13 protein-coding genes are annotated in these 12,319 nt (G+C 65.7%); 5 read left to right on the plus strand and 8 right to left on the minus strand.

Features of this window, described 5'->3' with window-relative positions:
* The 3 genes from JOY90_RS37890 to JOY90_RS37900 form a co-directional block, all read left to right on the plus strand.
* On the plus strand, nt 1-1,382 hold a 1,382-nt coding region (locus JOY90_RS37890), incomplete at its 5' end, for a thiamine pyrophosphate-binding protein (protein WP_291696196.1).
* A 63-nt stretch (nt 1,383-1,445) separates the two neighbouring features.
* On the plus strand, nt 1,446-1,652 hold the full coding sequence (locus JOY90_RS40305; RefSeq protein ID WP_367277047.1) for an SDR family oxidoreductase: 207 nt from the start codon (nt 1,446-1,448) through the stop codon (nt 1,650-1,652).
* Between the two features lie 45 nt (nt 1,653-1,697).
* Nucleotides 1,698-2,069, plus strand: coding sequence for a cupin domain-containing protein (locus JOY90_RS37900; protein WP_291696198.1), 372 nt, complete (start codon nt 1,698-1,700; stop codon nt 2,067-2,069).
* Nucleotides 2,070-2,081: 12 nt separating this feature from the next.
* On the opposite strand, the gene JOY90_RS37905 is transcribed toward JOY90_RS37900, so the two are convergent.
* The 7 genes from JOY90_RS37905 to JOY90_RS37935 form a co-directional block, all read right to left on the minus strand.
* Nucleotides 2,082-2,831: an SDR family oxidoreductase gene (locus JOY90_RS37905; protein WP_291696199.1), complete on the minus strand. Its 750-nt coding sequence runs from the start codon at nt 2,829-2,831 to the stop codon at nt 2,082-2,084.
* A 34-nt stretch (nt 2,832-2,865) separates the two neighbouring features.
* A complete protein-coding gene (locus JOY90_RS37910) occupies nt 2,866-3,651 on the minus strand; it encodes an ABC transporter ATP-binding protein (RefSeq protein ID WP_291696200.1) in 786 nt (261 codons plus the stop codon).
* Nucleotides 3,639-4,694: a dihydrodipicolinate synthase family protein gene (locus JOY90_RS37915; protein ID WP_367277046.1), complete on the minus strand. Its 1,056-nt coding sequence runs from the start codon at nt 4,692-4,694 to the stop codon at nt 3,639-3,641. Before JOY90_RS37915 ends, JOY90_RS37910 begins: the two co-directional genes overlap by 13 nt.
* Nucleotides 4,695-4,703: 9 nt before the next feature.
* Nucleotides 4,704-5,540, minus strand: a complete 837-nt coding sequence (locus tag JOY90_RS37920; protein WP_291696202.1) for a GNAT family N-acetyltransferase — start codon at nt 5,538-5,540, stop codon at nt 4,704-4,706.
* Nucleotides 5,527-6,564, minus strand: a complete 1,038-nt coding sequence (locus JOY90_RS37925; RefSeq protein WP_291696203.1) for an NAD(P)-dependent oxidoreductase — start codon at nt 6,562-6,564, stop codon at nt 5,527-5,529. The genes JOY90_RS37920 and JOY90_RS37925 overlap by 14 nt, the downstream gene beginning before the upstream one ends.
* Before the next feature lie 9 nt (nt 6,565-6,573).
* Nucleotides 6,574-7,344 carry an ABC transporter permease gene (locus tag JOY90_RS37930; protein WP_291696204.1) on the minus strand — a complete coding sequence of 257 codons (771 nt, stop codon included), beginning with the start codon at nt 7,342-7,344 and terminating at the stop codon, nt 6,574-6,576.
* A 64-nt stretch (nt 7,345-7,408) separates the two neighbouring features.
* Entirely contained in the window at nt 7,409-8,080 is a 672-nt protein-coding gene (locus JOY90_RS37935) for a TetR/AcrR family transcriptional regulator (RefSeq protein WP_291696205.1), read from the minus strand.
* A 139-nt stretch (nt 8,081-8,219) separates the two neighbouring features.
* Here JOY90_RS37935 and JOY90_RS37940 point away from each other — a divergent pair, with 139 nt between their 5' ends.
* Both JOY90_RS37940 and JOY90_RS37945 read left to right on the plus strand, forming a co-directional pair.
* Nucleotides 8,220-9,182 (plus strand): ABC transporter substrate-binding protein, encoded by a 963-nt coding sequence (locus JOY90_RS37940; protein WP_291696206.1) that lies wholly within the window; start codon nt 8,220-8,222, stop codon nt 9,180-9,182.
* 305 nt (nt 9,183-9,487) lie between these two features.
* The gene (locus tag JOY90_RS37945; RefSeq protein ID WP_291696207.1) at nt 9,488-11,425 is read left to right on the plus strand and encodes an alkyl sulfatase dimerization domain-containing protein; all 1,938 of its coding nucleotides are present in this window, start codon (nt 9,488-9,490) and stop codon (nt 11,423-11,425) included.
* On the opposite strand, the gene JOY90_RS37950 is transcribed toward JOY90_RS37945, so the two are convergent.
* A complete protein-coding gene (locus JOY90_RS37950; protein WP_291696208.1) occupies nt 11,422-11,730 on the minus strand; it encodes a hypothetical protein in 309 nt (102 codons plus the stop codon). The genes JOY90_RS37945 and JOY90_RS37950 overlap by 4 nt on opposite strands.
* Between the last annotated feature and the right edge of the window lie 589 nt (nt 11,731-12,319).

Genomic DNA, 12,319 nt, shown 5'->3' on the forward strand with positions numbered 1-12,319 from the left:
AGCCGACGCGCGGCGAGATGGTGCCGCTCGCGGTGCGGCAGGCCTGGAAGACGATGGTGACCGGTCGCCCCGGTCCAGTGGTACTGGACGTCCCGTTCGACGTGTTCATGGAGCAGGCCGCCGAGGAGGCGCCGAACGCGATCGCCTGGAACGCCAACGTATCGAGCCGCTGTGGCGCCGACCCGGACGGCGTGGTGAGGGCGGTCGACATGCTGCTTGCGGCCGAGCGCCCGGTGATGCTGGTCGGGCAGGGCGTGCGCTATGGCGGCGCCGCCGAAGAGCTGAAGAAACTCGCCGAGCGGCTGCAGATTCCGGTCGCGGCCTCGGCGAGCGGGCTCGGCGCGCTCGACGTCAACCATCCGCTCGCGCTCGGCCTCGTCGCTCGCGCCGGCCACTATCAGGCCAATCACGCCACGCGCCAAGCCGACGTGCTGCTCGCGCTCGGCGTACGCTTCGATGACCGCACCTCGAGCTCGTGGATCCCCGGCTATTCCTTCACCATTCCGCCGACCAGGCTCATCCATGTCGACATCGACCCCGAGGAGATCAGCCGCAACTATCCGGTCGCGCTCGGCCTGATGGCCGACGTGCGCACCTTCCTGCGGCAGATCCATGCCGAGCTCGATCGCCGCGCCGATCTCAATGGCAAGGCGGATGCGCGCAAGAAGTGGCTGGCGCAGATCGACGTCTATCGTCAGGAATGGGACAAGTTTGTCGCGCCTGGCTTCTCGGATGACTCGACTCCCGTCAATCCGCAGCGCGCAGCGCTCGAAATCGACAAGGCGCTGCCGGAGGACGCGATTCTGGTCAGCGACATCGGCGTTCATCACAATTGGCTGCTCAGCTTCTGCAAGCCGAGGCGGCCGGACTCGCTGATCGGCTCGATGGGCTTTGGCCCGATGGGTTTCGGCGTCGCCGGCGTGATGGGAGCGAAGTTTGCGGCCCCTGACCGGCCCTGCGTCTCGGTGTGCGGCGACGGTGCCTTCTTCATGCATGCCAATGTGCTGGGCACTGCGGTGGAATACGATCTGCCGGTGGTCTGGGTGGTCTGGAACAACTACGCCTACGCTTCGATCCGCGGCTTGCAGCGTGGCTATCTCGGTGGCCGCGAACTCGCGACCGACTTCCATGATCCGAAGACCGGCGAGCGCTACAATCCGGATTTCGCCGCGATGGCGCGCTCCTGCGGCGTCGAAGGCGTGCGCGTCGATCGCGCCGGCGATATCGGTGATGCCATCCGCAAGGGCATCGCCGCCAACAAGCCGTATCTGATCGATATCGATATCGCCGCCGACGTCAATCCGGCCGGTGCCGGCGTGTGGGAGCTGCCCGGTCTCGGGCAAAGCAAAGCCGGCATCGGCACGCGCTATCAGCCGGCTTGATAATCGAGGATAGGAAATGCAGCTGACAGGCAAGAAGGTTGTCGTCATGGTGGTTCGTCCGGCATCGGGCTTGCGACCGCCGAGCTCGCCAAGGCCGAGGGCGCCGAGGTCACGATCGCATCGCGCAATGCGACCCGGCTCGACGAGCTCGCGGCGAAGCTGAAGGTCTCAGCCATTCCCGTCGACGTCACCGACGACGAGAGCGTCGCCGCGCTGTTTCGCAAGTCGGGCGCGGTCGACCATATCGTGGTGACGGCGGCGCGCTCGTGACCTGATCGGGTGGCTGCAAATCCCGGAGGGAGAAGGGCAAGCAACATGTCTTCCGAGAACGACGGCGCCTTCATCCGCAACATCGCCGAAGTGCCGTGGCGGGAATTCCCCAATCATTTCGGCGGCGCGCTGTCGAAGCCGCTGGTGATGCCGGAGACCGCGGGCTCAGCCCATCTCGACTACCGCATCTCGATGTATCAGCCGATGGCCCATGTGGCGCGGCACAAGCACAAGGTCCAGGAGCAGGTCTATCACGTGCTCGAGGGCGAGGGGCTGATGGAAATTGCGGGCAAGAACCACGTGGTGCGCAAGCACGACGTGATCTTCCTGCCGCCGGGTGTCGAGCACGCCATCTCCAACACGGGCCTCGTCGACCTCGTCTTTCTCGTGATCACCTCGCCGGTGAACGACGAGTAGCGGGGCAGCACGCTAGAACTGGTAGCGGCGAAGGCCGCCATCGACGGGGATCACCGTGCCGGTGATGTAGCGCGCACGCGGCGAGGCGAGGAAAATGGCCAAGGCCGCCAGATCCTCGGGCTCGCCCCAATAGCCGACGGGAATCTCCTCCTCTGCGAATTTCTTGCGATAGTCCTCGGGATAGTTGCGGCGGATTTGCTCGCTCATGATGCGGCCGGGCGGGATGCAGTTGACGGTGATGCCGTGCTCGCCGATCTCGCGCGACAGGCCCTTGGTCCAGGCATGCACGGCGGCCTTGGCCGCGAAAGCGGCGTTCAATCCTTCCGGCTCCGACTTGCCGGTGATGTTGATGATCCGGCCCCAGCGGCGCTCGATCATCTGCGGCAGCAGCGCGTGCGCGAGCTTGCGATAGCTGGTGAAATTGAGCGCGATGGCTTCGTCCCAGGCGCTGTTGGGCGCGTCGACCGGCAACGGCCTGCTGCCGCCGGCATTGTTGACCAGGATATCCACATGACCAAGCTCGGCGATCGCCGCGGCCGCGAGCCTCTCGGCGGCATCCTCGGCAACGATGTCCTGCACCAGCGGAGTCACGGCGCCGCCGGCATCTCTGACTTCCCGCGTGAGTCCGTCCAACAATTCCTTCCGCCGTGCCACCGCGACAACGTGCACGCCTTCCTGTGCCAGTCCCTTGGCGATGGCGCGGCCGATCCCGATGCTCGCTCCGGTTACTACGGCCGTCTTGGACTTGAGCTCGAGATCCATGTGCCCTTCCTCCCGTTCCGCTAATCATCCGGTCTCAGCCCGTGCCGAGCCCAAGCCGCGCGTAGATGCGCCGCGCATAGACGCCGAATTCGTCCGACGTCTTCAGCGGCAGCGCGCGCGGAAACGGCAATTCGATCGGGAAATATTCCGCCATCCGCGCCGGGCCCGCGGTCAGCACGGCGCAATGCGAGGCGAGGAACACCGCCTCCTGGATCGAATGGGTGACGAACAGGATGGTCTTGCCGCTCTCGCGCCAGATGCGGAGCATCTCCAGGTTCATCTGCTCGCGCGTCAACGCGTCCAGCGCGCCGAACGGCTCGTCCATCAGGATCAGCTTGGGGTCATGGACGAAGGCGCGCGCGATCGCGGCGCGCTGCTGCATGCCGCCGGAGAGCTGCTGCGGATACTTGTCCTCGTGGCCTGCGAGCCCGACCAGCTTCAGCAGTTCGCGCGCGCGGCCTCGCGCCGCCTTGATCGGCAACCCGACGATCTCCGCCGGCAGCAGCACGTTGTCGAGAATGGTGCGCCATTTGAGCAGCAGCGCCTGCTGGAACACCATGCCGATATCGCGCCCGGGATCGAACGGTGTCGCAGCGTTGCCGATCGTGACGTCCCCGCCGTCGGCGGCATGCAGGCCCGCCAGAATCTTCAGGATCGTGGTCTTGCCGCAGCCGGAAGGCCCGACCAGCGACACCAGTTCGCCTTCGCGCACGTCCATGGTGACGTCGGAGACGGCGAGAAACTCGGCATCTGCCGCGCGATAAACCTTGCGCACGTTGCGCAGGCTGATGAAGGGGGTCTCGGCCGTCATGCCAGCCATTTGTCGAGATGGGCGGCGACGAAGTCGTCGTCGCTGAGATCGGTGTGCTCGCGATAGACACGGTCGATCTCCTCGAGCTGGCCGGGGCTCAGCCCTTCCTTGGGATCGAGGCACCAGATGCCCGCCATCAATCCCTGCCGCCGCAGCACCTCGTGACAGCCGGCGATGCAGCCGTGGAAATTGTTGGCCACGTCGAAGAAGGCGCTGTTGCAATCGGTGACGCGGGCATCGAGCGCGAGCAGGTCGGCCGGCAGCGTTTCCTTGCCGCGTGCAGCCTTGCAGCGCTCGAATTGCCCGATCGCGCTTTGGGTCCAGACCGACCAGTGACCGAGCAGGCCGCCGCGGATGTGCGTTCGCACCGTCACGCCATTGTCACGGAGATCGAAGGGCAAGCTGAGGTCGAGCAGAATGTGGTCGTCATTGCCGGTATAGAGCGTGACGCGGTCGAGCGCGCCGGCCGCCGCGATGCCGCGCAACACGTCGAGCGTACGGTAGCGGTTGAAGGGCGCGATCTTGATGGCGACGACGTTGTCGATCTCGGCAAAGCGCCGCCAGAAATTCGCGCTCAGGATCACGCCGCCGACCGCCGGTTGCAGATAGAAGCCGACCAGCGGAATCTCGCGCGCCACCGCCGCGCAATGCGCGACGATCTCGTCCTCGGACGCCTGCTTCATCGCGGCCAGGCTGAGCAGGCCGGCGTGATAGCCGATGCTGCGCGCGATATCGGCCTCCGCCAGCACCTGCCGTGTCGGGCCGGCGAGACCGGCGACCAGCGCCAAAGGCCGCCCGGTCCAGCCGGAGGCGGTTGCGGCGGCGAGCTCCAGGACCGGCCGGTACAGGCCGACCTCGCGGATCGCGAACTGCGTGGTATGAACGCCGACCGCGAGCCCGCCGGCGCCGGCGTCGATGTAATAGCGCGTCAGCGCCCGCTGATGCGCGACATCGAGCTTGCGGTTCGCATCGAGCGCCAGCGGATGCGCCGGCAGCACCGTGCCCTCGGCGATCAGCCGCCGGACCTCGGAGTTCATCTCGTCGCGGTGCATCGGCTGTCCCTAACCATATTCCGGGCCGGCGACCGCAAACGGCAATTCAGTGCCTTGCGTATGGGGCTGGCCAAAGCGCATGCGCTGGAATGGCCGTTCGATGGTCCAGCCGCTCCCGGTCAGGCCGTTCAGGAACTCGTCATGCGTGGCAACCGCGTCGATCAGGAGCGGCTCACGCTCATGGGCGGCGATGTCACGGATCAGCGTGAGCGCACGCGCGGAGTCGTTCGCGTAGAGCGGTCCGATATGGCGCGCGGTGCGGCCATCGCGGATCAATGCCATGGCGCCGTCTTTCGCGACGCAGCGCGAGCCGGTGCGTCCGCCGAGCTCACGCAGCAGCTTGGCGCGGTCGAACCCCATCGATTGGCGGTCCCGGGCAATCAACGCATCGAGGTCCCCCGACGGAAGCTTGCCGTTCGAACTTGACGCGCCCCCCGCCTCGCGTCGCAGCCGTCGGGTCTCGATCGTCGGTACAAAGCCGAGCGGACCATAGACCGCGGCGCCCGCGGGGGTTGCGTCGAGCCAGCAGGTGAGGCCGAGCTTTCCCGCCGTATCGAGGCAGGTGTCGACCAGCCGCGTCGCAAGCCCGCGCCGGCGCCAGCTCGCCGTCACCAGCACCATGCTGATCCAGGCGTCGCTCAGGCTGTAGGGCAGCAGCGCGGCACTGGCGACGACGCGGCCATTGCGGTCGCGCGCGCCGAACACCCTGGCTCGGTTCAGGAAGAATAGCCAGTCGGCCTCGTTCTGGTTCCACTGTGCTTCGGTCGACAGCGCGAGCCCGGCGGCGGCATCGTCCGGGCTCAGCGTTCCGATCGTTCCAACGGCAACCTGCTCAGTAACGGCCATCGCGCACCTCATATCTGGTCGGTTTGCCGAGGCTCGGCATCTCGCGCCTGATCCAGTCCGCGGTCCAGACGATCAGTTGCGCGGTGTCGACGACCGGCAGGCCGAACAATTTCACCGCCTGAGAGGTATCGGTCAACCATGCCGTCGGCTCCTCCTTGCCGACGAAGAGCGGTTCGCGGTGGAGCAGCGCGCCAAGTTCCAGCGCCAGGTCGCGGACTGCGAGAATTTGGTGGCCACTGACGTTGATCGGAGAGGTCGGTATTTCGCAGTGCGCGAGGCAGCGCAGCGCCTGCGACGCAGCATCGCCTTGCCAGATGAAATTGACATGGCCCAGGCTGAGGTCGATCGGCGTGCCGTTCAGCACCTTGCTGGCGATGTCGTGCAGCACGCCATAGCGCATGTCGATCGCATAATTCAGGCGGAACAGCCGGCCGGGCGTTGCAAGTTGCTGCGAGAAATATTCGAACATGCGATCGCGGCCGACGCAGGATTGCGCATATTCGCCGGGCGGGTCCGGCGGCATGCTCTCGTCGGCGCCGCTGCCGTCGACGGGCACGAACGGATAGACGCAGCCGGTCGAGAATGCCACGATCCGCGATCGGCTGAACGCCTGCGCCACCAGCGCCGGCACGTGCACGTTCATCGCCCAGGTCAGCGCCAGGTCGCCTTCGGCCCCGAACTTGCGTCCGGCCATGAACACGACGTTCGGTGCCTTGGGCAGATCACGGATCGCGGCCTCGTCGAGCAGGTCGCACTGGATGGTCTCGACGCCGCGCGCCTTCAGCCAGTCCTCGGTGTCCCTGTCACTGAAGCGTGCGACGCCGATGATCCGGCGGTGCGGCGAGGCGGCCTTGGCGAGCCCCGCCAGCGTCGGCCCCATCTTGCCGGCGACGCCGAGGATGATGATGTCGCCGTCGACCTTGTCGAGATCGTCGATCAGCGCCCGGCTCGGCCGGCACAGCAGTTCGTCGAGGGCGGCGATGTCGTCGATGGTCTTGGGCAGGGTCTCGCGCGAGAGCAGCATCGTCGTTCCTTATTGCAGCCGAATGTCGCGCACCACGAGCCATCGTTCAAGGCCGAGCACGAGGCCGTACAGGCCGACGCCGAGCAGGGTCAGCAACACCACCGCCATCACCATCGCCGGCGTGTCGAGCGCGGACTGCACCTGGATCATGAGGTAGCCGAGCCCGCGGTCGGAGGCGATGAATTCGCCGACGATCGCGCCGGCCACCGCCAGGATGGCGCCGACCTTCATGCCCGAGAAGATGTAGGGCAGCGAGCCCGGCAATTGGATCTTGCGAAACAGCGTCCAGCGCGAGCCGCGCAGCGATTTGACGAGGTCGAGCAGATCGGGCTCGACCTCGCGCAGCCCGCGCGCGGTGGTCAAGAGGATCGGGAAGAAGCAGATCGAGAAGGCGATCAGGATGTTCGGAAATATCCCGTAGGAGAACCAGACGATGATGAGCGGCCCGAGCGCGACCTTCGGGATCATGTTGAGCGTGACGAACAGCGGAAGCAGCAGCAGGCTGACCAGCGGCGACCAGGTGAAGATGACGGCGAGCGCCACCCCGACCAGCGCGCCGAGCGCGAAGCCGCCGAGGATTTCGGCGCCCGTCACCAGCAGATTGGACGCCCAGGCATATTTTGCGGCGCCGAGCGTCGCGAGCGCGGCGAACGGCGAGGGCAGGATGAATCTGGGCACCTCGAACAGGTCGACCAGGATCTGCCACAGCAGGACCACGCCGATGTGCACAGACAGGACGATCGCAACCGACCGCGCCGATCGTCCCCCATCTCCAGCCACAGATGCTCCTTTCGCCGCGCCGCAGTCTAGCGCGGGATTTCGGCAGTTTCCACCATCCGGTTGATTAGGGCCGGAGTGACTGCAGCACGAGGTCGACGACATGCGTGCGCCGGGCACGTCGCGCGGACGGGCTCCGGAAATCCTTGCCGAAGATCGCCGACAGCGTCGCCGCGTTGGAGAAGAAGAAATAGGACAGGCCTGCAATCGAAATATAGAGCTGCACCGGATCGACGCCGCGCCGAAACACGCCGCTGCGCACGCCTTCCTGCAGAATCCTGGAGACCAAGCTGACGAGCGGCGAATGCATGGCTTCAAGCCGGCGGGAGCCGCGAACGTGCTTGGCGCCGCCGCGGTTCTCGTCGTTGAGCAGCGTGATGAAGTCGGGATGCGCGGCAAGATGGTCGAACGAGCCCTCGATCAACTTGCGGATGGCGCGTTCGGGCGGCAGGCCCTCCAGCTTGAACTTGCGCTCCTGCTCCCGTATCTCCTCATAGACCCATTCGAGGACCGCGAGATAGAGTGCATCCTTGTCGCCAAAGTAGTGGTAGACAAGCTGCTTGTTGACGCCGGCGCGGGCCGCGATCTCGTCGACCCGGGCGCCGGCAAGCCCGCCGGCGGCGAATTCCCGCCGCGCCGCCGCCAGGAGCTTCTTTCGGGTCGCCTCCGGGTTGCGCCGCCGCGGTTCGCCGCCGTTCGATGGTCCGTTCGTCCGTCGTCTTGATGATCTAATGGGCATTTCCAACCAGACAGTTGACATCACTCCGGGGGCCTGTTGCATTGGTAGCGCTGCGGATATCGATCGACAAGTGATCGTTGCAGGAAAGGGGCGTTACATGAAGCGTGGTGGCGTTGCGGGGTGGGCACTTGCCTTGTTCATGTCGGTGGCATCCTCGCATGCCGCGGAAACCGTCAACCTGACGCTCAACTGGACGCCGACGGCCGACCATTCGCCATTCTACTACGCCAAGGCGCAAGGGTGGTACGAGCAGGCCGGCATCGACCTTACCATCGAGTCGGGCAGGGGTTCGGGCGTCTCGGCGCTGAAGGTCGGCTCCGGCGGTTCGCCCTTCGGCATCGCCGATCTCGCCACCGCCCTGGTCGCGCGCAGCAAGGGCGCCGACCTGGTGGCGCTGATGAGCGTCTACGCCAACACCGGGCAGACCTTCTACTGGTTGAAGAGCTACGGCGTGAACGGGGTCAAGGATTTCGCCGGCCACAAGATCGGCAACCCGCCCGGCGACGCCTCGCGGGTGATGTGGCCGGCTTTCGCCAAGGCGGCAGGAATCGCGCCCGACGCGGTGAACTTCGTCAATGTCGGCCCGACCGCCAAGATTGCGGCGCTGAAGAGCCACACCGTCGACATCATCAGCGACTTCTACAACGAGCACGACCTCAAGGTGATCGAGTTCGGCGGCGATCTCGGCTACCTGAACTGGAAGGACATCGGGCTCAACCCTTACGGCAACTCGCTGATCGTCAACGGTGCCTACCTGCAGAAGAACCCGAAGCTGGTCGAGGATTTCGTCAGGATCAGCCAGAAGGCCTTCGCCGCCTGCGTCGCCGACGTCGCGCCCTGCCTGAAGGCGCTGCTCGACAACGTGTCGGGGCTCGACCGGGAGAACCAGGAGCGGCAGTGGGAGCGCATCAAGTTCCTGATGACCGACGAGTTCACCACGACCAGGGCGCTGGGCTGGATCGATGGCGCGCGCATGAAGAAGGACTACGAACTGGTCCAGACCTATCTCGGCATGGAGAAGCCGTTCGACGTCGAGACTGCGTTCACCACGAAGATGCTGGATCCCTCGATCAAGATGGACGCCAGCAAGGTGCGGAAGTGACCGCCGCGGGCGGTCATTCCGACAGGCGCTGCGCGCCCGCGGCCAGCGCGCGGATGCTGCGCGCGAGCTCCAGGGCATCGATGAAATCCGGCCCAAGAGGTGTGGCGATCGAGGCCGTGCCGCCAGCATAGGTTGCAAAGTGCGCATCAAGGAGACACCATCCAGCCGAAACAGGATTTCAATTTCATCGACATTTGAAAACATCCGGTATTCCCACGGGAACCATGGATTCGAGCCGTCGATCGCGGACGCGCCCCATCTCGCCCCGGGCATCCTGACACCGGATTTTTCAAGGAAGGGGGACCATGTGCAACGCCGAGGTTGAAGCGAAGGAGAGCGCGAAGGCGGCGTCGGCTGCGGTCATTGCCCAGAACCGGGCGATGCAGCAGGCACTGCCGTTCGATGACACCGCTGATTTCGACGATGCCGCGCGCGGCTTCCTCGGCACCATCGAACATGCGAAGATCGTTACGGCCCAGGGGCGGACGGTCTGGAGCCTCGAGCCTTACGGCTTCCTGGACGCGGCCGAGGCGCCGGCAACCGTCAATCCGAGCCTGTGGCGGCAGTCGCGCCTCAACATGCATCACGGCCTGTTCGAGGTCGTGCAAGGCGTCTACCAGGTGCGCGGGCTCGACATCGCCAACATGACCCTGATCGAGGGCGACACCGGCGTCATCGTCGTGGACACGCTGACCTCGGCCGAAGGCGCCCGTGCGGCGCTGGAGCTTTATTTCAAGCACCGCGGCCGGAAGCCGGTGGTGGCCGTGATCTTCACCCACACCCACACCGATCACTGGGGCGGCGCCCGCGGCGTGCTCGATGACGCGATGCTCGGCGACGCGGTGCCGATCATCGCGCCGAACCTGTTCATGGAGCACGCGGTCTCCGAGAACGTCATCGCGGGGCCCGCGATGCTGCGGCGGGCGCACTACCAGTTCGGGCCGTTCCTCGCCAAGGGGACGCAGGGGCAGGTCGATTGCGGGCTTGGCAAGACGATGGCGGCCGGCGCCGTCGCGCTGCTGCGCCCGACCGACCTGATCATGGCGACCGGCGATCGGCGCACGATCGACGGCGTCGAGCTCGAATTCCAGATGGCGCCCAACAGCGAGGCGCCGGCCGAGATGCATTTCTTCGTCGCGCGCTACCGATTGCTCAATCTGGCGGAGAACTGCACGCATAATTTTCACAATCTGCTGCCGTTCCGGGGCGCCGACGTGCGCGACGCGCTCGCCTGGTCGAAATATCTCGGCGAAGCGCTGAAGCTGTGGGGCGGCAGGGCGGAGGCGATGTGCGGCCAGCACCACTGGCCGGTGTGGGGCAAGGAGCGGATCGACACCGTGATCCGGCAGCAGCGCGACCTTTACAAGTTCGCACATGACCAGACCATCCGCCTGATGAACCACGGCCTCACCGCAAGCGAGATCGCCGAGACCATCCGCCTGCCGAAGAGCCTGGAAGGCGCCTGGCATACGCGCGGCTATTACGGCCACATCCGGCACAATGTGAAGGCGGTCTATCAGAAGTATCTCGGCTGGTACGACGCCAATCCGGTTCATCTCGACCCGTTGCCGCCGGTCGAGGCCGGTCGGAAATATGTCGCCTATATGGGAGGCAGCGAGGCGATCCTCGAACGCGCGCGCGCGGATTTTGCCAAGGGCGAATTCCGCTTCGTCGCCGAAGCGGTCGGTCATCTGGTGTTTGCCGAGCCCGACAACAAGGCGGCGCGGGCGCTGCTTGCCGATACGCTCGAGCAATTGGGGTACGCCTCGGAAAGCGCGACCTGGCGCAATGCCTATCTGTTCGGCGCGCAGGAGCTGAGGCAGGGCATGCCGCAGGTATTGCCGCGAACCGCGATGCCGCGGGAGACGCTGGCAGCGCTCCGCACCGCCCAATTGTGGGACGTGCTCGGGGTACGGCTCAACGGACCCAACGCGGAGGGGAGGCATGTCGTGCTGAACTGGCGCTTCACCGACACCGGCGAGATTTTCGCGCTCAATCTCGAGAACAGCGCTCTGACTTACGCGGAAGGCGTGCAGGCCGATCATGCCGATGCCGCCTTCGTGCTGGCGCGCAGCACACTGGACGAGGTGATCGCCAGGCCGGCGAACTTGCCGGAAGCGGTCGCGGCCGGCAGGATCGAGGTCAGCGGCGATCCGATGCGGCTTGCCGAGCTGATGGACCTGATGGACGAGTTTCCGCGGATGTTCGAGATCGTCGAGCCGAAACGGGCGCTGTTGAGCTAGGCGGCTGGCGTCTTGGCCTTCTTGACGGTCTTCTTGGCGGCGGCCTCCTGGGCCGCATTCCGGATCGACCGGGCATAGCTGTCGGCGGCGTTGTCGGCGGCAAGCTGCAATCGCTTGGCGGCGGCCGTGCCCTGCATCAGGGTAGCTCGGGCGATCTGCCGGTATTTCTCCTTGGTCGCGCTGTCCTTGGCCTTGGCGGCGAGGCCGGCATAGTGATCGCGCCGGCGTTTCGCGGCAGCCACGATGTCCCTGTTCTGCTGCTTCGCCAGCCGTCGAATCACCACGTCCAGATCGGCATCCGCCATCGCTTGTTCCCCCAAATTCCATCAGGTCATTCCGTCAATACAATCGCCGGGCAGGCTTTGCCAAGGGACGAGAATGCGGTGGATATGGGCTAAGGAGCGACCGCGTCCGCCGAAGCTCAATGAGCGAAGGTGGAAGCGACGTGCCCCATGGTCTCGGCAGTACGGACGCGAATGGTGGGCACGCTTCCGCCGTCGCTCGTGTCGAGCATCTGCGCAAGAAGTCGCTTTGCCCACCCTACGATCCTCGCGCCCTGTCAACTCGATTAACATGTCAAACAGCAACTGGTGTCATCGCCCGGCTTGCGAGCCCGCCGAAGCCTTCGGCGTAGGCGGGACCGGGCGATCCAGCACCCCGCGGCCTATCGCTTCAAGCACTGACGTCTCAGGGATGCTGGATGCCACGCTTTCGCGGAGCATGACAGTTGAGGGTGTGCGACAGGGGAGGACACATGGTCGCGTTCTCGCGACGGGAGTCGTCCGAGGTTTGCGAAAGCATCGCCCTCGAAATCGGGGAGGGCGCAGGGAATGCCGGATGCTGGCCGCACCCATGGCCCGCCTGCAACAAAGAACGCAGGCGGCAGTCACCACA

It is taken from the genome of Bradyrhizobium sp. (genome assembly GCF_019242285.1).
GTDB lineage: Bacteria > Pseudomonadota > Alphaproteobacteria > Rhizobiales > Xanthobacteraceae > Bradyrhizobium.